Source organism: Bradyrhizobium sp. 179, assembly GCF_023073535.1.
Classification (GTDB): domain Bacteria; phylum Pseudomonadota; class Alphaproteobacteria; order Rhizobiales; family Xanthobacteraceae; genus Bradyrhizobium.
Genome location: NZ_JADPJR010000059.1, coordinates 40,305 through 60,234 on the forward strand (window position 1 = coordinate 40,305; position 19,930 = coordinate 60,234).

Annotated in this window: 16 protein-coding genes; 7 read left to right on the top strand and 9 right to left on the bottom strand. The window is 65.4% G+C overall.

Annotated elements, in window-relative coordinates; genetic code table 11:
- Positions 1-19: 19 nt before the first annotated feature.
- The 4 genes from flgK to IVB12_RS15055 all read right to left on the bottom strand — a co-directional run bounded on the left by flgK (position 20) and on the right by IVB12_RS15055 (position 6,493).
- Entirely contained in the window at positions 20-1,903 is a 1,884-nt protein-coding gene (gene flgK, locus IVB12_RS15040) for a flagellar hook-associated protein FlgK (RefSeq protein WP_247300126.1), read from the bottom strand.
- A 34-nt stretch (positions 1,904-1,937) separates the two neighbouring features.
- Positions 1,938-4,199, bottom strand: a complete 2,262-nt coding sequence (locus IVB12_RS15045) for a flagellar hook-basal body complex protein (RefSeq protein ID WP_247300128.1) — start codon at positions 4,197-4,199, stop codon at positions 1,938-1,940.
- A gap of 236 nt (positions 4,200-4,435) precedes the next feature.
- Entirely contained in the window at positions 4,436-4,948 is a 513-nt protein-coding gene (msrB, locus tag IVB12_RS15050; protein ID WP_247278681.1) for a peptide-methionine (R)-S-oxide reductase MsrB, read from the bottom strand.
- An 87-nt stretch (positions 4,949-5,035) separates the two neighbouring features.
- Positions 5,036-6,493, bottom strand: a complete 1,458-nt coding sequence (locus IVB12_RS15055; protein WP_247300130.1) for an FAD-binding oxidoreductase — start codon at positions 6,491-6,493, stop codon at positions 5,036-5,038.
- A gap of 92 nt (positions 6,494-6,585) precedes the next feature.
- Between IVB12_RS15055 and IVB12_RS15060 the strand changes: the two genes are divergently transcribed.
- Genes IVB12_RS15060 through IVB12_RS15070 form a run of 3 tightly spaced genes read left to right on the top strand, consistent with a single transcriptional unit; the run spans position 6,586 to position 8,209 of the window.
- On the top strand, positions 6,586-7,122 hold the full coding sequence (locus IVB12_RS15060; protein ID WP_247300133.1) for a histidine phosphatase family protein: 537 nt from the start codon (positions 6,586-6,588) through the stop codon (positions 7,120-7,122).
- Between the two features lie 49 nt (positions 7,123-7,171).
- Positions 7,172-7,597 (top strand): universal stress protein, encoded by a 426-nt coding sequence (locus IVB12_RS15065; RefSeq protein WP_247278684.1) that lies wholly within the window; start codon positions 7,172-7,174, stop codon positions 7,595-7,597.
- Positions 7,598-7,612: 15 nt separating this feature from the next.
- The gene (locus IVB12_RS15070) at positions 7,613-8,209 is read left to right on the top strand and encodes a hypothetical protein (RefSeq protein ID WP_247300135.1); all 597 of its coding nucleotides are present in this window, start codon (positions 7,613-7,615) and stop codon (positions 8,207-8,209) included.
- 429 nt (positions 8,210-8,638) lie between these two features.
- Here the strand turns inward: IVB12_RS15070 and IVB12_RS15075 are convergent, their stop codons facing one another.
- Positions 8,639-8,875, bottom strand: a complete 237-nt coding sequence (locus IVB12_RS15075) for a DUF1127 domain-containing protein (RefSeq protein WP_247300137.1) — start codon at positions 8,873-8,875, stop codon at positions 8,639-8,641.
- Positions 8,876-9,057: 182 nt separating this feature from the next.
- On the opposite strand from IVB12_RS15075, the gene IVB12_RS15080 reads away from it, so the two are divergent.
- On the top strand, positions 9,058-10,401 hold the full coding sequence (locus IVB12_RS15080) for a PLP-dependent aminotransferase family protein (RefSeq protein ID WP_247300138.1): 1,344 nt from the start codon (positions 9,058-9,060) through the stop codon (positions 10,399-10,401).
- A gap of 8 nt (positions 10,402-10,409) precedes the next feature.
- Here the strand turns inward: IVB12_RS15080 and IVB12_RS15085 are convergent, their stop codons facing one another.
- Positions 10,410-10,991, bottom strand: a complete 582-nt coding sequence (locus IVB12_RS15085) for a hypothetical protein (protein ID WP_247278688.1) — start codon at positions 10,989-10,991, stop codon at positions 10,410-10,412.
- Positions 10,992-11,069: 78 nt separating this feature from the next.
- Here IVB12_RS15085 and IVB12_RS15090 point away from each other — a divergent pair, with 78 nt between their 5' ends.
- Positions 11,070-11,504 carry a hypothetical protein gene (locus tag IVB12_RS15090; protein WP_247300140.1) on the top strand — a complete coding sequence of 145 codons (435 nt, stop codon included), beginning with the start codon at positions 11,070-11,072 and terminating at the stop codon, positions 11,502-11,504.
- A gap of 4 nt (positions 11,505-11,508) precedes the next feature.
- On the opposite strand, the gene IVB12_RS15095 is transcribed toward IVB12_RS15090, so the two are convergent.
- The 3 genes from IVB12_RS15095 to IVB12_RS15105 form a co-directional block, all read right to left on the bottom strand.
- Complete coding sequence (locus tag IVB12_RS15095; protein ID WP_247300142.1) at positions 11,509-13,908, bottom strand: EAL domain-containing protein; 2,400 nt, start codon at positions 13,906-13,908, stop codon at positions 11,509-11,511.
- 111 nt (positions 13,909-14,019) lie between these two features.
- Entirely contained in the window at positions 14,020-15,429 is a 1,410-nt protein-coding gene (locus IVB12_RS15100) for an MFS transporter (RefSeq protein ID WP_247278691.1), read from the bottom strand.
- A gap of 214 nt (positions 15,430-15,643) precedes the next feature.
- Positions 15,644-16,150: a ferritin-like domain-containing protein gene (locus tag IVB12_RS15105; protein WP_247278692.1), complete on the bottom strand. Its 507-nt coding sequence runs from the start codon at positions 16,148-16,150 to the stop codon at positions 15,644-15,646.
- A 431-nt stretch (positions 16,151-16,581) separates the two neighbouring features.
- On the opposite strand from IVB12_RS15105, the gene IVB12_RS15110 reads away from it, so the two are divergent.
- On the top strand, positions 16,582-17,664 hold the full coding sequence (locus IVB12_RS15110; protein ID WP_247278693.1) for a YbhN family protein: 1,083 nt from the start codon (positions 16,582-16,584) through the stop codon (positions 17,662-17,664).
- A 78-nt stretch (positions 17,665-17,742) separates the two neighbouring features.
- The gene (locus IVB12_RS15115) at positions 17,743-19,695 is read left to right on the top strand and encodes a hypothetical protein (RefSeq protein WP_247300144.1); all 1,953 of its coding nucleotides are present in this window, start codon (positions 17,743-17,745) and stop codon (positions 19,693-19,695) included.
- The last annotated feature ends 235 nt before the right edge of the window (positions 19,696-19,930 follow it).

The following is a 19,930-nucleotide window of genomic DNA, read 5'->3' on the forward strand; positions in this document are numbered from 1 at the left end:
TTCAGAGCCCTGTTACTTGTTAGCCTTGAGCCTGGAGCAACGTGTTCATCATGCTCTGCACCACCGACATGACGTGGGCGTTGGCGGCATAGGCATTCTGAAGCTGGATCAGGTTCGACATCTCCGAGTCCAGGTTGACGCTGGAGGTCGAGTTGAATTTGGCCTGGAGCGTCGAGACCACGACGCTCTGGCCCTGCTGGAGCTGGGTCGCCTGGGTCGCGGCATTGGCCTGCACGCTCAGGAACTGCTGGAGGTAATTCGAAACGCTGCCGGTGAAGGGCTGGTTCGCCGAGCCGAGCCCGCTCTGCGGCGAATAGGAGAACACCGCATTGGTGAGCTGGGAGTAGAGATAGTCCGAACGCGTGGTATCGCCCGCGGGCGTCACCGGCGAGGTGTTGTAGACCGACAGCCGGGTCGGATCGGAAACCAGCTGCGTGTTCACGGCGATGCGCCCGGCAAGGCCGGTCATCTGCGAACCCGACGCGGTGATCGCGCCGGTGTAGAGCGCCTGGCCGCCGTCGGTGAACAGCGGCAGTTGCGGGTTGCCCGAGGTCAGCGACGAGATCGTCTTGGTGGTCGAGGCCGAATTGACCTTGGCAAGGCCGGTGTTGTCGTCGGCTAGCCGCAGCGTCGTGGCCGTCGCCGGCGACGGGGCGGCGGCGAACGACAGATGCGTGGCTGATAGCGCGGTGTTGAGCGCAGAGGCGATCGCGCCCATGCCGCCGGCGAAGTTGATGCCGATCCGCATCGGATTGGCATTCGTCGCGTTCTGCAGCGGCAACGCGGCCGGATCAGTCACGTTGACCAGCGTAATCTGGCGCTGCGTGTTGGTGGTCGTGTCCGTGTAGGCGATGTTGACGGTGTTGCCCGGCGCCGCACCGGCGAGGTCGAGATCGAATCCGGCCGGCGGACCGGAGACCGTGCTGCCGGCCGTGGTTTTGTCGGACAGCGCGCTCGACATCGTGGCGGCGAGCTGGTCGATCTGGTTCTGCGCCTGCACCAGCGTCTGGTCGCGCAGCTTCAGGTCAGCCGCGATCTGGCCGGAAGACACCACGTTGTTGGCGACGACGTCGAGCTGCGAGCCGTTCGGCAGCTTGATGTTGAACGCGCCGACGCCAGACTTGGCCGGATCGATGTTGTAGAGCGAGGTCGCCGACAGCGCGCCGGCGGACGCAAAGGAGAATTCCGAGGCGAGCCCGGCGCCGACGAGCTGAATCCCGGTCGTGGTGTAGATGTTGGCCTGGTTCGAGCCGTCGGTGGTGACGCGGACGTCGACATATTTCGACAGCGTGTTGATGGCCTGGTCGCGCTGGTCCATCAGCGTCGCCGCCGAGGGATCGTTGGCCGACAGGCCCTGGAGCCTGGTGTTGATATCGGCGATCTGCCGCATCGCCGCGTTGGCGGCTTGCGCCGAAGTGCCGAGATCCTGCTCGACATTGGAGCGCAGCGACTGGATGCCTTTGGTCGTGACGTTGAGCTGCTGTGCCAGCGCCTGGGCCGCGCCGAGGGCCACGGTCTGCGCCGACGACGCGCCCGAGCTTGTCGACAGCGCCTGCAGCGCCGTGGTGAAATTGTTCAGCGCAGTTTCGAGCGTGCCGGAATTGCCGGGCGTGCCATAGACATTCTGAAGCTGCTTCAGGATGTTGGCCATCTGGTCGGCGTAGCCGCTGCCGCCGGTCTCGGTCCGTAGCTGGTTCAGCACGTAGCTGTCGAGCTCGCGGCTGACACCGGTGGTCATCGCCGTCGAGCCGAAGTCGCCGGTCGTTACCTCGATCTGGTTCGGCGTCTGGACGACGTAACCCGGCGTCTGCGAATTTGCGACGTTCGAGGAGACGATCGAGAGCGCGGCCTGGTTGGCACGCAGACCGCTCATCGCACTGGCGAGGGCCGAACTCAAACCCATGTTACTAGCCGCCTTTGGTTAGGTTACGCGCTGATCAGCGCAACACGTTCAAAAGGTCCTGCACCATCGAATTCGCGGTCGTGATCACCTTGGTGTTGGCCGAATAGGCCTGCTGGGTCACGATCAGCTTGGTGAATTCGTCGGCGATGTCGGTGTTGGATCCCTCCAGCGACGAGCCGCTGATGGTGCCCGAAGCGCCATCGATGGCGTCTCCCGACTGTTCAGTCGCGGCATAAGCGCCGCCGTCGAGCGCCTTCAGATAGTTTGTGCCGTTGAAATGCGATAGCTGGACCTGAGCGAGGTTGAGGTTCTGGCCGTTCGAGAAGGTTCCGACCACGATGCCATTGTTGTTGACGGCAACCGAGCGGAGCTGACCGGCGGAATAGCCGTTCTGGGTGATGGTGTTGATGGTCACCGCGCCGCTCGTGCTGGCATATTGCGTTAGCCCGCCCGAGGAGATGTTGAAGGCGACGGAGCCGAGCGACTGGCCGCTCACGCTGACATTGTTGATGGTGATGCCCGAGCCGCTCGGCGAGGTCAGCGAGCCGTCCGAGGCAAAAGTGAAGGCCTGGCCGGTATTGACCCAGCCGACCGTCGTGCCGGTCGCATTCGGGTCGGTCTGGTAGAACAGGTTCCAGGTATCGGAATGGCCCGCGCCCAACGAAGCGCTGTCGGTCTTGGCCCAGCGCAATTGCAGATTCACCGGCGTGCCGGCGGCGTTGTAGGCGGTCACGGCACCGCCGCTGATCGATTCCTGGGTGAAGGTGGCGATGTCGTTGCCGATCACACCGCCGGTGCCGGCGGTGCCGCCGCCGTCGCGATTCTTGGTGATGGTCGAGGTGAAGCCGAGCGCGGCAAAGGCCGCGCTGTTCGAGCTCGACACTGTGAGATTAGAGACGGTGCCGGTATTCAGCGTGATCACGCCACCGCTGCTCACCGACGACCCCGACCCGCCGGAGAGTGCATCGATCTTGCCGAGCAGGGTCGTGATGTTGTCGGTGATGTTGATCTGGTTCGGGCCCGAGGCACCCGAGGCGACGAAGGTCAGCGTCTGACCGTTGACGGTGATCGTGTCGGCGGGCGGGCCTGCGGAAAAACCCGACGAGAGCACTTGGGCGCCGCCGGCGGTCGCCGTGCCGCTCAGCACCGTTGAGCCCGAGATCGCGGGCGAGGACAGCACGTTTCCGCCGCGCGTCACGCTGCTGATGCCGAGCGCGGTGGCTGCCGTGCCGCTGCCCACCGCCACGTCGGTGCCGGTACCGCTGGAGATCACGATGTTGCCGCTGGCGGAGAGGGACGCCGTGACACCGGCGCCGCCGGCGGTCTGGATCGCGTTCAGGATGTCCGCCACCGTAGCCGTCGTACCCGCACCGAGACCGATCGTGGTGTTGCTGCCGACCGTCGAGACCGTCGTGCCGGCGTTGAAGGTGACCGTGTTGCCGTTAATGGTCAGCGTCTGGCCGCTCAGCGCGGTGAGAATGCTAGAGGCGAGATGCGTACCTACCGTGTTGTCGAGGGACGTGGTGGTCGAAGCCACGGCGGACGAATTGTTCTGAAGCGCAACCGTACCCGTGCCCGTGGTCGACGAGTAGGGCGAGCGGACGTTGCCGGTCGCCGCCGCGCCGGAGACCTTTGCGTTGGCATAGGGTGCGGGCGGTGTGCCGACGGGCAACGGATTGGCGGCGAAGTCGGATGGGTTCAGTCCACCAGCGGCCAGCAGCGTGCCCGTCGCCGCCGTCGTGCTCGCCACCGTGTTCGGCTGCGTCGGCAGGTTCGCGGCGTACTGGATCGAGGTGGTCGCCTGCGCCGGAATGAAATTGTTCTGGAATTGCAGGACGGTCGCCACGTTGCCCTGCGGATTGCCCGTCTTCGGGTCGACCGTGACGCCCATCAGGTAATAACCGGCGCCATTGACCAGATTGCCGTTGGCATTGAGCTGGAAGTCGCCACGCCTGGTGTAGTAGGTGACGCCGCTGAACACCGGTACGTTGTCGACGACGCCGGTCGCCTTCTGGATCGAGAAGAAACCGTCGCCGGTGATTGCCATGTTGGTGGCGACGGTGGACGACGAGATCGTTCCCTGCGTCGTGATGGTGGCCTTGGCGTTGGCCGTCACGCCGCCTGCGACCTGCTTGCTCGGCACGGACGAGTCGGGAATGAGATCGACGAAGCTGGTGCCGATGCCCTTGTAACCGGTGGTCGATGAGTTCGCGATGTTGCCGGAAATGTTCTGAAGCGCGAACGACTGCGCCTGCAGGCCACCCACCGAGGTGTTCATTGCATCGAAGATACCCATAACTTTGTCTCCAAATCCGATCCCGGCGGCCGGTCGAGCCTGGCCGCAGTCGGAGGAGACAGTCGCAAAGGCTATGCCAATGCAGGTATCTTCAGGAAATCAACGACTTAAATGAACATGCCCCAGTCGGATGACCGGGGCACAATTGCCGGGCCGGCAACAATTGCCGGGATGCCATAGCGTTTTCGAGCGAAGTGGCTACCGGTTCGCGTGAAGAAGACGCCTCAAAAAAAGCCCTACGTCGCCGACGCCGCCGCGGGATGGAAGACCAGCCCGAAACCGTCGATGCAGTAGCGCAGACCGGTTGGTTTCGGACCATCGTCGAAGACGTGGCCGAGATGGCCGCCGCAGCGGCGGCAATGCACTTCGGTGCGGACCATGCCGTAAGCACGGTCCTCTGTCTTGCCGACATTGCCCTCGATCGGCTGGTAGAAGCTCGGCCAACCGGTGCCGCTCTCGAACTTGGTGTCGGAGCTAAACAGCGGCAGGTCGCAGCCGGCGCAGGCGAAAATGCCCTTGCGATGCTCCTTGAGCAGTGGGCTGGAGCCGGGCCGCTCGGTGCCGTGATTGCGCAGGATCTCATATTGCTGCGGCGTGAGCTGGGCACGCCATTCGGCCTCCGTCTTCACGATCTCGAACTTTTCCGCGGCCTTCTCGCCAGCCTCGGCCGGCGATGCCCTCAGCCAGCGGAAGGCCGAAAGGCCGAACAGCCCGGCGGCAGTCGATAGCAGGATGCGGCGATCAAACATCTCATTCTCCGTGCGGGAGCGTTCACGCCCTGAGATACGGGCTTCTGACGGCCGATGTTACACTTCCGGGCGGAATTATTCTCGGGTCTATTGCGAGACGCTGTCCTCCTGCGGGGCTGGTTCCGCGGCCTGGGCCGCAGCTCGTGGCGGCGGTGCCGGCCGTGGCCGGACCCCGGGCGGCGGACGGCGCGGACCGGTGCCAGCCGCCCGGTTGGCTTCGGCGAGGCGCGCCTCGCGTTTCCCGTCCTTGACCCGCGCCCGCTCGCGGTAGCGGGCGAGCGAGCCGGCGGCCGCGGAACTCGCCCTGCCCCAGAGCCCGACCAATTGGCCGGCGACCCGTCCGGTCATCCCTCCCGCCCAGACCAGCTCGAAGGGCGAAAACAGGCGCCAGCGTTCATCACCCCGCAGGATGCTGCGCGCGATCAACTGTCCGGCCATGGCCGAGGTGTTCATGCCCTTGCGGCCGAACCCGCTCGCCACCCACAGGCCTTTGCGCAGTTGGCCGATCTGCGGCATGCCGTGCACCGTCTGGCCGGTGGCGCCGCCGAACATATCGGTGATCTCGACATTGCCGAGCTGGGGAAAGATCGTGCGGATCCGCCGCCTGACCGCGCCGGCGAAGCGCTGCGGACGCGCCGCCCAGGTGGTCTGCGGGTTCTCCCACATCAGCCGGTCGCCGTCGACGATACGAAAATGGTCGATGCCGCCGGAGTCCATCACCGATCCCTTGAAGGCGGTGATCTCGTGCACGCGCTCGCCAAGCGGCGCGGTGATGCCGGCATAGCGCCAGACCGGAAGCAACGTCTCCGACAAACGCCGCAGGGGCGCGCCGAGATGGATGTTGCCGGCGAGCACGATATGGCTCGCGCGCAGCCGCGCCGAGGGCGTGACGATGCGCTTGCGGATGCCGGAATGATCGATGCTGACGACCGGGGTATCCTCGAAGATGCTGGCGCCTGCCCGCCGCGCCAGTGCCGCAAGGCCGTGCACATATTTGCGGCCGTCGACCTGGAACGCGCGGGGATAATGGATGCCGTGGAAGTATCGATCGGTCTTGAGCACCGCTCGGACGCGATCGACCTGCCAGCCCTCGACCTCGGTATCGAAATCCTCGTGCAGCATCTGCAGCCGGCTGATCAGCCGGTCGCCGTCATCGACATTCGACACTTCCAGCGCGCCCTCGCGGAGGCCGATCCCCGGCATGTTCTCTTCGGTGGCGTTGGCGCGGACGAACTCGGCGCCCTGCTTCGACAGCGTCCACAATTCGCGCGCGTCCTCAAGACCGACGCGCTCGATCAGATCCGCGAGCGACAGTGCAAAGCCCGGCATCACGGTGCCGAGCTGGTTGCCGGAGGCGTTCCAACCGATATGGCGGCCCTCGAGCACCGCGACACTGGCCCCGAGCCGGGCCGCCTCCAGCGCGACCGAGAGGCCGGCAAGCCCCGCCCCGATCACGCAGATGTCGGCATCGAGATCGAACGTCAGCCGCGTCCGCTCGCGAAAGCCGGCTTCTTCCTGGGACACGCTTGTGAAAGTCTCGCTCATGTCGTTTCTTAACGGAGCCATCAGGCGCTTGTCACCTTGTCCTCAACCCGCGCCTGTAGATTATCGTGGACGCGTAATGATTCGAGAATGCCATGCGCCGTTTGATGCTGCTGCGTCACGCGAAGACCGAGACCGACGCACCGAGCGGCCGTGACCAGGATCGCCGGCTCGACGACCGCGGCCACAGGGATGCTGCGCAGATGGGCGACTGGATCGCCGCCCATCCGCCCTTCCCCGAGACCGTGCTGGTGTCGCATGCCGTCCGGGCCCGGCAGACCTGGGACATCGCCTGGGAGGCAATGAAGGACCGCGTCGCTGCGCCGCAGGTCGAGGTCCTGCCGGAACTTTATGGCGCCGATCCCGCGCAGATCCTGGACGCCATTCGCACTGCAACCGCCCCGGCCGACCCAAAGCAATTGCTGCTGGTCGGCCACAATCCCGGCATGCACGAGGTCGCGCTCATGCTTATGGGCGGCGGCGATCCGGCCGGCGCGCGGGCACTCGGCGACAACCTGCCTACCGCGGGGCTTGCGATCTTCGACTTTGACGTCAAGGATTGGGGTGACGTGGCCTACCGCCGCGGCAAACTGGTGCTGTTGGTCAGCCCCAAGCTGCTTCGATCGGGATGATCGCGCGACGTACCGCCAAGACGTGCTGACCGAAAGATTGGAGGCGCAGATGTTCAAGTCCATCCTCGTGCCCATTGACCTCGCTGACACCGATCTCGCCAAGCCGGCGATCGCAACCGCGGCGACGTTGTCGCAAACCTGGGGCGGCGTTGTACGCCTGCTCAACGTGCTGCCGATGACGCCGGTGATGCTGGCCGAATACGTGCCGGCCGATTTCGACGAGCAGCAGCGCCAGACCTCGGAAGAAGCGCTCGCCATCGTCGCGCGGGAGTCCGGGATCGAACCCTCCCGCATCTCCAGCGTGGTGCGCCAGGGCGGCATCTACCACGAGATCCTGGAGGAAGCGGTGCACATGAAAGCCGACCTGATCGTGATGACCTCGCACAGGCCGGCGATGCGCACCTATTTCCTCGGCTCCAACGCCGGGCACGTCGTGCGCTACGCCAAATGCTCGGTGCTGGTGGTCAGGCACTGAGCTCGGAGCAATGTCGTGAAGCAATGGTGGCGGAGATGGACCTATGAGGTCCCGCTTGCGGTCGGCGACGCACTATGGGAGGTGCTGGTCGTGCGGCTGGCCGCGCTGCTGGACAGACTGACGGTGCGGAAGTTGATCGCCTCCATCCCCGTCGCGATCATTGTGCTGGCCTACTATCACAGAATCCCGATTCCGCCGGAGCTGATGCTGGTCGGCGACTTCCTCGCTTATGTCGACATTTTCTCGGTGCTGTTCCTGGTAGGTATGCTGAGCCGCGTCACGACGGTCATGTTCTTCGTCAAACAAGCGGCAGTACGCGTCGCCCAGCTCACCGGCGGTGTCGTCGCACATATGCAACGTCTCGATATCCGGCATCGACGTGAACGGGGCGCCTGGTCGAGACCACACCGCAAATCCGACCGGCCCGAGCACGACCTCACGGCCTTTGAGCGCGACCGGGCTCAGATCCAGCAACGGGCGGTTTTGCGAGAACCGCCCGTTTGCACATTCTGGCAGATTTCCCAGACACAAGAGCGCGACATAAGCCGTTCCAACCATCCGCGCAGGGAAGGCCGGGATGTCTCCGGTTGCCCTGTTGTCCGCTATGCATGAAGCACACGCAACCTGCTCTTGGCATGGCGGTTCATGGAAGCCAACCGGCTCCCGGTCTTCCCCCCGTCTTCCCTGCCCCTCTTTCAATTATGAGGGCAAGGCACCGAAGCAAAGCTCGGGCGAACAAGCCGCGAGGATGCGAAGGTGTGTCTGCCACCACACACTCGCTGTCATCGCCCGGCTCGACCGAGCGATCCGGTACGCCGAGACGGCAGTGATTGAACAGAGACGCCGCGGCGTACTGATTCCCCGCCGGGGCCTGTCATCGGGCTCGCCGAAGGCGAGACCCGGTCGCGGGGAATGACCGCGTCACCTGGAGAATCAGGCCGCCGCCTCTTGATCGTCATCGCGAGGAGCCCTTGCGACGCAGCGCGTCCGGGACACGCGAAGGGCGAACGCCGTCACCCACCCTTCGCCATTGTCATCGTCTCACAAATACCGCGTCAGCTCGGCCTTGAACTGCCCGTAGACGGCGTCCTCGATCTGGCTGCGCGTGATGCCGATATCGCGCAGGGCGCGGTCGTCGAGTTGGTTCAGCGTCTTGACGGCGGAGCGGCGCTCGAGGCGGTCGAACAGCGCATAGGTGGCGGCGACGAGCGTGCTGAAAAATCCGCGTGATGAGGAGGGGCGTAAACTCCGCTCGGCAGTTTGCGAGATCGTGGTCATTGTTCTTCTCCGGCATGCTGTCCCGCGCGGCGAAGCCGATGCCGTTGGCGCAGACGCTTCGAGCGCTTGCACCTCATTTGCCGCGGGATTGCTCTCGCTCTCCTCGGCTCGCGGAACTTGATGGAACTTAAATGCTTCAGTACACTAATCGGAGCAAGTAAAACATTGCTCTCGGTGCAATAATGTCCAAGTTCGAGTACGTGAAGCTCGCCGATGCCATTGCGGCCGATATCACTAACGGCACGTTAAGGCCTGGCGACCGGCTGCCGCCGCAGCGCAATTTTGCTTATGACCGCGGCATCGCGGTCTCGACCGCGAGCCGGGTTTACACCGAATTGCTCCGTCGCGGGCTCGTCGTCGGTGAGGTCGGCCGCGGTACCTTCATCTCCGGCGATGTCAGGCGCGAAGTCGAGACGATCAGGGAGCCCGTGGACGCGCGCATCAATTTCGAGGTCAATTATCCGCTGCTGCCGCAGCAATGGGCGATGATCGCCAAGAGCCTTGCAGGGCTCGAGCGCGTCGACGCGCTCGAATCCGCGCTGCGCGTCTCGACCAGCACCGGCACCAAGAGCGCGCGCGTTGCGGCCGCCGCCTACCTCGCACGCAAGGATTTCGCGCCGCAGGCCGAGCAGATTTTCTTTACCGCCAACGGCAAGCAGTCACTCGCGGCCGCGCTCGCAGCGCTCGTCCCCACCGGGGGCCGCTGCGGTGTCGAGGCGCTGACATATCCTTACGTGAAGAGCATCGCCGCGCGGCTCGGCGTGACGCTGGTCCCGATCCCGATGGACGAGCACGGCGCGCGGCCCGACGCCATCCAGAAAGCGCATCGCGAAGCCCACCTGTCGGCGCTGTATTTCCAGCCCATCATCCAGAACCCGCTCGGCGTTACCATGAACGCAACGCGGCGCGCCGATATCATGCGCATCGCCGAGAAGCTCGATCTCACCATCATCGAGGACGCCGTCTACGGCTTCCTCGCCGACGACACGCCGCTCGCAGCGCTCGGGCCCGACCGCTGTATCGTGCTCGACAGCCTGTCCAAGAAGGTCGCGCCCGGCCTTGCGCTCGGCATCCTGGTCGCGCCGCCGCATCTGCGCGAGAGCGTGATGAGCGCGATCCGCACCGGCGGCTGGATCGCCTCCGGCCACGCGCTGGCGTCCGGGCAGCGGCTGATGGCCGACGGCACCGTCTCCGAGCTGACAAGGCTGAAGCGCATCGACGCCGCACGCCGCCAGCAGACCGCAGCGAGGCTCTTGGCCGGCTACCAGCTCGCCGCCGATCCGCGCGCCTATCATCTTTGGCTGACGCTGCCACCGCATTGGCGTTCGCAGACCTTCGTCGCCGCGGCAGCCCGGCGCGGCATCGCGCTGACGCCGTCCTCGACCTTCGCGATTGCTCATGGTCATGCACCGAATGCGGTGCGGCTCGCGCTCGCGCCGCCCTCGCCCGAGCAGCTCGATTCCGGCCTGCGCACGATCGTTTCGCTGCTCGGCACCAAGGAAGAGGATTTTGACTCGACGGAGTAGCGATCTATCTATGGCAGCAAGGACCGGGGTAGTTGATCGAAGCTGTAGCTCCGCGGCCGGTTGCGCCGGACGAAGCCGCCGACCCGCCAGGCGAACAGCGCGGCAAAGCCGAGAATGAACAGCGCGCCCGCGAACTCGCCGATCATCAGCGCGCGGATCAACAGCACCGCCATCGCCACCGTCAGCACCGCAAGGAAGACCAGCACCGCCGCATAGGCCATGCGGCCGAGGCCCGCGCTCAGCGTCGCCCGGCTGCCGGCCTTGGCCATGCGTGCATGCAGCGCGACGATGAACTGGCGAAAACCGCTGTCCTGCGGCGCCATCAGCGCGGCCGTTTGCCAGCTCGTCGACAGGATCGCGATGCGCCGACCATCGGCGTGGCTGACGTCGGCGCGAAAGCGGTGCTGCTGCATCGACACTGGGCGGAACGACAGCCGGATCGCGCTGATCTCGTCATAGCGCCACAGCGCGGAGCGCCCGGCGATGTGCCAGGACAGGCCCTCGTCCGTCAGCTCGAAACGGTGGGCCGAACCGATCAGCGAGGCCTTATAGGCATAGCTCGTGACTGCGTCAGCATCCGAAACCTGCATCTCGACATCGATCCCGTCCTCGCGATCCCGTCAGCGATCCGCTTGCGCGAACGCCCTCGCCCATCCTACAAGCGGGGCATGGCTGAGACGACCTTTTTTCCGCGCCGCCTGATTCTCGGCGCTGCCCTGATCTCCGGCGTGCTGCTCGCGCTCGCGGTGCATATGCTGGGCGCGCGCTACGGGCTCGACCTCGGCGGTCTCTGGCGCGCCGACACGCATGAGTTCATCCCGGCCGGCGCGGCGATCGCATGGTGGCTGATCGCCACCGTCGGCTTTTCCGGCGGCTATTTCACGGCATCATTGATGCAGAGCGCCGTCTCCGGCCAGATCCCGCAACGGATGCGCCAATTCCTGATCGCAGTCGGCGTGCTGCTGCTCGCGGGCGCGGGCCAGGCGGCCTCAGCACCGAGCCCGATCCCAACGGTCTCGGGTGTCCTGACCGGGCTCGCTGCGCTGTGCCTCGGCGCTGTGATGGCATTTTGCGGCGCGCATTTTGCGTTGCGCCGCGGCTAGGCCATCACGCCGACGCGAGTAGCCGCGGCCGATCCAGCATGATCGCGATATCGGAAGCAGGCCGCGGCTTGCTGAACAGATAGCCTTGCGCCTGGGTACAGCCTTCACGCCGGAGCAGCTCGAGCTGCGCGTCATTCTCGACACCTTCCGCCGTGGTGACGATACCGAGGCTGCGGCCGAGGCCGGTCACAGCGCGGATGATCGCCATGGAATCCTCGCGCGTCGCCAGCTCCGACACGAACGAACGATCGATCTTGATCTTGTCGAACGGGAAGCTGCGCAAATAGCTCAGGGACGAATAGCCGGTGCCGAAATCGTCGAGCGAGATCCGCACGCCCATCGCGCGCAGCTCGTGCAGGGTCGTCAGCGTCGCCTCGCTGTTCTGGAGCAGCACCGATTCGGTGATCTCGAGCTCGAGGCGGCGCGCATCAAGTCCCGAGAGGGCCAGCGCCTCGGTCACCGATGCGATCAGGTTCGGGCTCTTGAACTGCACCGGCGACAAGTTGACGGCGACGTCGACATCGTCGGGCCAGGTCGCCGCGTCGGTGCAGGCGGAGCGCAGCACGAACTCGCCGAGCTGAACGATGAGCCCGGTCTCCTCGGCCAGCGGGATGAAGCTGATCGGTGCGATCAGCCCGCGCTGCGGGTGATTCCAGCGCAGCAGCGCCTCGAAGGCGACGACGCGGCCGCTCGCGACGTCACGGATCGGCTGATAATACGCCACGAACTCGTCACGTTGCAGCGCCGCGCGCAGATCCATTTCAAGGAGGCGCCGCGCCTGCGCGCGCGCATCCATGCCGGTCTCGAAGAAGCGATAGGTGCCACGGCCGTCCGCCTTGGCGCGGTAGAGCGCGAGGTCTGCGTTCTTCAGGAGCTCGTCCGGATGGCTGCCATCCTGCGGCGATAGCGAGATGCCGATCGAGACGCCGATCACGATCTGGTGGTCGTCGATCTCGTAAGGCGCCGAGATCACCTCGACCAGGCGCCCGGCAAGCGATCTCGCAGCGGTTTCCTCGGAACGTCCGATCTGGACCACCGCAAACTCGTCGCCGCCGAGCCGCGCCACGGTGTCGTGCTCGCCGACGGTGGCCTTCAGCCTGCGGCCGACTTCCTTTAGCAGCGCATCGCCGATGGGGTGGCCGAGCGAGTCGTTGATGTCCTTGAAGTGATCGAGATCGAGACAAAGCACCGCGAGCTGCTCGCCCGACCTGGTCCGGCGCAGCCCATGCTCGAGCTGTTCGTGGAACAGCACGCGGTTCGGCAGGCTGGTCAGCGCATCATGGCGCGCCATGTGCGAGATCTTGGCCTGCGCCTCCAGCCATTCGGTGATGTCCTCGAAAGTGGCGACCCAGCCGCCGCCCTGCATCGGCTGGTTGACCACCCGGATAGAGCGGCCGAACCGGTTGACGACGTCGGTCGTGGTGCGTCCCTCCCGCGCGTCGGCGACGAGGCGGGCGAAGAATTGATCCGCGTCGCCCTGCCACTGGCCCTTCGCCTGCTCTTCCCTAAGCACGTCGACCAAAAGGCGGCCGGTGAGCAGGATGTCGGTGCGACGGAGCATCGCGGCATAGCGCTCGTTGAAGAGGATGATCTTGCCGTTGGCGTCGAACATGCACAGTCCTTGCGACATGTTCTCGAGCGCGCTGTCCAGCACGATCTGCTGGCGCCCCAATTCGCCCTTGGCGCGGCGGTCGAGCAGCGCGGCCACGAGCGCAATCGCGATGATCGCAACCGCAGCGCTGGCGGTGAGGAAGGACAGCGAGGCCGGCGGGATGGAGAGCCCGCTGATCGCGCGGGTCGGGTCTGGCGTCAGCAGCACCGCGCCCATCGCGGTGAAATGATGCGCGACAATGGCAAGCGTCAGCAGCGCAGTCGCGCTCAGCGCATGGGAGAGGTCGTCGCGCCGCGCGGCGATGAACAATGCGAAGCCCGCAAAGACGATTCCGAACAGCACCGAGGCGGCAACCGTGCTTCCGATCCAGGCCACCTGCGCCGGAATCTCCAGCGCCGCCATGCCGGTGTAGTGCATCGCCGCGACACCAGAGCCGACAATCGCGCCGCCGAGGGCGATCCACGCCGGGCGCGAGGACGATACCGCGATGCTCAGCCCCACGAAGGTCACGGAGATCGCAAGGATCAAGGAGAGGAGCGTCACCGGGATGTTGTAGGCGCCGGCACCGCCCGGCCCGTAGGCGAGCATCGCGATGAAATGCGTCGCCCAGATGCCGCATCCGCTGACGACGGCATCCAGGGCGATCCAGACCAGACGTCCGGGGCCCTGCGTCGCGCGTGCGCGCTGGAACAGGCTGATTGCCGCCGCGCTGGCGAGCAGACACACCGCAGCGCCAAGCGCGACCAGTCGCCAATCGTGCTCGTCGGTGAGACAGAAGAGAACTTGATACATCGCCGGCCCCTATCGACCGGCACTTGAGCCGACAGAGATGGACGATTGGTAACTGGCTACAAACCTGCTCCGGGAATGGTGAATGGGAGATGTGTGCGTTCGCTCAATTGTTCATCCTCGCGCCGGCGCACCGACACCGATCACGGCGGCGGCAATCAGCAAGACCGCCGCCGAGATGACCAGCGACAGATGCAGCCCGGTCATGAACGCACGGTCCGACGCCACCAGCGAACCGAACAGGGCAACGCCGAGCACACTGCCGGTCTGCCGCGTCGCGTTCAGGACGCCGGCTGCGATGCCGGAGCGCGCCTTCTCGACGCTGCCGAGCAGCGTTGACGTCAGCGGCGGCACCAGTAGGCCGAGCCCGCCGCTGATCGCGATCGTCTGCGCGCAGATCGCCCAATAGCTGGTCCCGGCTTCGATCCAGAGCAGGCCGAGACAGCCGAGTGCCGATATGCAGGCGCCGAGGACGATGGTCGGGCACGAGCCGATGCGCTCGGCTAGGCGCGGCGCTAGCAGATTGACCGGCAGAACCGCCGCCATCATCGGCACGAAGGCAAGCCCGGTCCACCACGCGGACAGCCCGTTGATCCTCTGGAAATACAGGCTGAGCACGAAGATCAGGCCGTAGATCGCGATGTTCACCAGCAGTCCCACGAGTGAGGTCAGCGTGAACAGCCGCTGGCCGAACAACGACAGCGGCAGCATCGGCTGCGCCGCGCGGCTCTCACGCCAGACAAAGAGCACGGCGAGAATGGCGGCTCCGACAAAGGCTGCGATCACGGCCGGATGGTCCCAGCCGAGCGCCCCGCCTTCGATGATTGCTCCGGCAAGCGCGCCCAGCGCACCGATTGCAGCCAGCTGTCCAAGCAGATCGATCTCCCGCGAGCGCGCCCGCGTGGTCTCGCTGGCATAGCGCCAGCTCAGCCACAGGCCGGCGAGCCCGATCGGCAGATTGACCAGGAAGATCGCGCGCCAGCCGACCAGCGTGATCAACGCGCCGCCGACAAACGGGCCGGCGGTGAGTGCAAGACTTGCTCCGGCGGCCCAGACCGCGACGGCGCGGCCGCGCTCGCGGTCGTCCGCATAGGCATGATTGAGCAGCGCAAGAGAATTCGGCACCAGGATCGCCGCCGCCAGGCCCTGAACCAGCCGTGCTGCGATCAGCACGACCGCATTGGGCGACAGCGCACAGGCGAGCGAGGCCGCGGTGAAGATGGCGAAGCCCGCCATGAAGACGCGCTTGGCGCCGATCCGGTCACCCAGCGCACCGGCCGTGAGGATGAAGGCGGCAAACGCGATGGTGTAGGCGCTGACCACCCATTGCAACTCGGCGACCCCGCCGCCGAGCGCCCTCCCCATTGCATCGAGCGCGGTGTTGACGATGGTGACGTCGAGCTGCACCACGCCATAGCCGAGGCTCATGGCGGCAAGCGTGAGGGAGGTTGCAAGATGCGAGCGGGCCCGCGGCGCAGCACTCGCGTTGTCAAAGGTTTGGTGTTTGATAATGCTTGCTCGCATGCTGCCACCTCGCTTGCAGCCCCATGCGAAATATACCCGTCCGGCGTGCCGCCATGTTTCGACAATGGCCGAATGATGGATGCTGATGCGCCCGGCCGCCACGCGTAAAGTACATCGCCCGTCTTGTGCGCAGTGGCGCACTGGGATGAGGACGGAAATAAGAAGACGCCGCGCGGACCATCGCGCGGCGTCTTCATCTTAGCTCCGTCTTGCCTCAGCTCGCCGCGCGCAGATTCACCTTGCTCTCGGCGAGTGTCGTCAGCTTCTTGTCGGTCGCCTTTTCCTCCTCAAGCGTCTTGGCAAGCACCGCCGCGCAATCATTGCGGCCGAGCTGCTTGGCCCAGGCGATCAGGCTGCCGTAGCGGGCGATCTCGTAATGCTCAGCGGCTTGGGCCGCATTGATCAGCGCCGCGTCGAGCACGGCCTTGTCGGCAACTTCGCCCGCCGTCTCGTCGGCTTCCTCGATGATGCCGTCGATCGCCGGGCAGTCGATCGCCTTCACGGCGACGCCGTGCATCTTGAACACTTCCTCGAGACGCGCCACGTGCTGCTTGGTTTCTTCAAGGTGCGTCAAAAAGCCCTGTTTCAGCTGCGGATCGGTGGCCTTGCTGGCCATTTTCGGCAGCGCCTTGGTGAGCTGCTGCTCGGCGTAATACACATCCTGGAGCTGGTGCACGAACAGGTCGTTCATGGTTTTGATGTCTTTTGTGAACAGTCCCATCGTTCCGGTCCTCTCGGTTTCGGGAACACGGCGGCATCGGCCTGCAGAAGGCCGCCTGTTCCGCCATGTCCGGTTGCTGATGGGGCCTAACGAGCACGCGGCACCGACGTTCCAAGACACCCTCCGCCTGCGCTGGAACAATGCCGACGGCGCCAGGATTGAAACCGTCCTCCTCAAATACGAATGCGCTTTCCGAACCGCACGTCGCGACTCATATGCTTAACGCGCGTCGGATGTGAACCACATATGACAAATGACAAAGTGGCTGGTCCAACGCAGAACCTATTGTTGTCAAGGGCTGCACAAGCCGCTGTTTTTGCCTTAAATGAGCTGGATCATGCCAAGCGATCGACGCCTGCCCTTTGGCCGTCATCGTACCCGCACTGGCCAATGCCTGGCCGGATCGGTCTTGCCCCCCGCCGGGAGGATGAATGCACGGACTGCTGCCCGCGCTGAAACGCGGCTTCAACAGATGGATTGGCTGGCGACGGCTCGGCATTGCCGCGAGCGTCTTCATCATCGCCTTCGCAATCACCACGCTGGTGCGGACCCTCAAGGGCATCGATACCGGAGTTATCTTGACGGCGTTGACCGAGATTCCTCGCGGGAATATCGGGCTGGCGGCGATCTGCGTTTTGTTTGCGTTCTGCACGCTGACATTCTACGACTTTTTCGCACTGCGAACGATCGGCAAGAAGCACGTGCCCTATCGCATCGCGGCGCTCTCCAGCTTCACGTCCTATTCGATCGGCCACAACATCGGCGCTACCGTCTTCACCGGCGGAGCGATCCGCTTCCGGATCTATTCGGATTACGGGCTGAACGCGATCGACGTCGCCAAAATCTGCTTCCTGTCGGGCCTGACCTTCTGGCTCGGTAACATCTTCGTGCTCTCGATCGGCATGGCCATCCATCCGGGTGCGGCGTCGTCGATGGATCAGCTGCCGTCGTCGATCAACCGGTTGATCGCGCTCGGCGGCCTCGCCTCGATCGGCGCTTATCTGGTCTGGCTCTGCATGGGTGAGAAGCGGCGCGAGCTCGGCCAGAAGGGCTGGAAGGTGGTGCTGCCCTCGGCGCCCCTGACGCTGGTGCAGATCCTGATCGGCGTGATCGATCTCGGCTTCTGCGCCACGGCGATGTACCTGCTGATGCCGGCCAATCCACCGATCGACTTCATGTCGCTCGCCGTTGTGTTCATCCTGGCAACGCTGCTCGGCTTTGCCAGCCATGCGCCGGGCTCGATTGGCGTATTCGATGCCGCCATGCTGGTGGCGCTCCCCGAATTCGGCCGCGAGGAGCTTCTGGCGACGCTGCTGGTGTTCCGCATCCTCTATTTCGTGATCCCGTTCGGTCTCGCCATCTCCATCATGGGCACGCGCGAGCTCTGGATGAACGTGGTCGCGCCGTGGCAGGAGCGGCGGCGGCTGGCGGAGGCCTGCACCCAGGCCAACCTGCCCAAGCAGGTGGCCGCGATGGAGCGCGAGCGTGCGCTGCGGCAGGCCGGCAAGCGGTAGGCCACTCAGACAAAGGTTGCGGGCGGGCAGCGATCCTCTCTTATTTCCGCCTCAACTTTGCCGTTGAACACGCGGGCCATGATCCCTCCCTCCTTTCGCACCCTCTCCGCAGGCGCCCTGCTGCTTGCCGGGATTCTGACCGCTTTGCCGCTCGAGCGCGCCGCCGCTCAAGACGCCGGCGCCATTCAGATCAGCTGGGAGGTGCGCAACCGCTTCCGCCTGTTCCGCGAGGAGCGCGATTTCCTGCTCCATGTCGAGAATGCGCGCAACCGCAGCATCCTGGCCGCCGAGCAGTCGCTGGAGCTCCAGAGCGAGGGCCGCGGCTGGGCCCGCAACATGGTCAACCGGCTCTGCATCGATCTCCAGGGCCGGGTCAACCAGCCCTGCACCCGCGACAACGTCAAGGAGAACTACATCACCCCGATCGATCATCCCGTCACCGTGCGCCTCGTCGGCACAGTGCCGGTCGGCGCCACCTGCGCCTGGTCGTTCGATGACGGCGACGGGCCGCAAGCGTCGACCTTCGATTGCGCCGAGCCGGTCAATTTGCGCGTCCGTTACGGCAAGCAGACGGTCGCGACCGTCGACGTCTCCTCCGGCTCCGATCCGACCCAGCGGGTCCAGGCCGAGATCCAGGTTCGCGACATTTTCGTCGCCGGCCTCGGGGACAGTATCGCCTCCGGCGAAGGCAATCCGGACCGGCCGCTGGCGCTGTCGGACGAAGGTTTCTGCTTCCGCTCCTATCTCGGCACCGCCGGCGCGCAGTACTATCGGCCGAGCCGCGCCGGCTTCAAAGGCGGCCGCGCCTGCGAGGCGCCGGACACGCTCGCCAACTGGCAACGCTACAGTGCGCTCTGGTTCAACGCGCCCTGTCACCGCTCGCTCTACAGCTATCAAGCCCGCACCGCGCTGGCGCTCGCGGTGCGCTACACCCATATCGCCGTGACCTTCCTGCCGCTCGCCTGCACCGGCGCCAGCATCGGCGACGGACTGCTCGGCTCGCAGCGCGCCCGCGAATGCCCGCCCGGCAAGACCGGCGTCTGCAACACCAGCGTGAACGCGCAGGTCGCCGAGCTGCGCGAAGCGCTCACCGCGGCGAAGAAGCGCCAGCCCGACCGCACGCTCGATCTCGTGCTGCTCTCGGTCGGCGCCAACGACGTCTATTTTTCCGGCCTCGTCGCCGACGTCATCGTCGACACCGCGACCGAGCGCGCGCTGTTCCGCCGCTCCGGCGTGATGGCGAGCGTCGACGATTCCCGCGACGCGCTGGCGCGCGAGCTGCCGCAGAATTTCGTCAAGCTGCGCGAGGCGCTGAAGCCGCTGGTCGGCGGCGACCTCTCACGTGTGGTCTATGTCTCCTACGCCAACCCGGCGCTCGCCGATGGCGGCGTGCCCTGCCGCGGCGGCCGTGGCGGCTTCGACATCCATCCATCCTTCAATGCCGATCCGCAGCGCCTCGCCCGGGTCTCCACCTTCGTCGACACCGAATTCCTGCCGCAGCTGAAGGGCCTCGCCACCTGCACCCGTGGCGCGCTCTGCCGCGATCCCGAAGCCGATCGCATGACCTTCGTCGATGCGCACCAGGCCGCGTTCGCCGATCACGGCTTCTGCGCCCATTCCGGCAACGATCCCGAATTCGACCGCACCTGCTTTGCCGAGAACGGCCAGAGCTTCAATCCCGACATCGTGACGGCGGCGAGTCAGCCGATGCTGTGCGGTCGCGGCGCCTCGGAATATCGCGCCTACCTGCCCCGTGCCCGCTGGATCCGCGACGCCAACGACAGCTATTTTGCTGCGATGACCTATCCGCAAGGATTGCCGGCCGCGAGCCAGCCGACCGACATCCATGACGCCACCTGGGGCGTGCTCTCCGCCGTCTATGGCGGCGCCGTGCATCCAAGCGCCGAAGGCCACGCCGCGATGGCCGATGCCGCACTGCCTGCCGCGAGCGCCGTGCTCGGGCTGGATGCAGTACCGCCAAGCGTGACGCGCGGATTTCTGCCGCAGCTATTGCCGAGCGCCCGGCAGTAAAAGCAAGAGCGAGCTCTCTCCACACCGTCATTGCGAGCGCAGCGAGGCAATCCAGAGTCCCTCTGCGGAAAGAGCCTGGATTTGCTTCGCTGCGCTCGCAATGACAAGTGCGGGGCTCACGGCTCTAATCTCCTCGCATCGTTCCCCTCATCTGCCGTTCCATCAATCCAAAAACGGCATCGATCGATACTCCCTTGAACTTGGACACTTTGCCCCGCGCGCCTCTAGGAGTCGC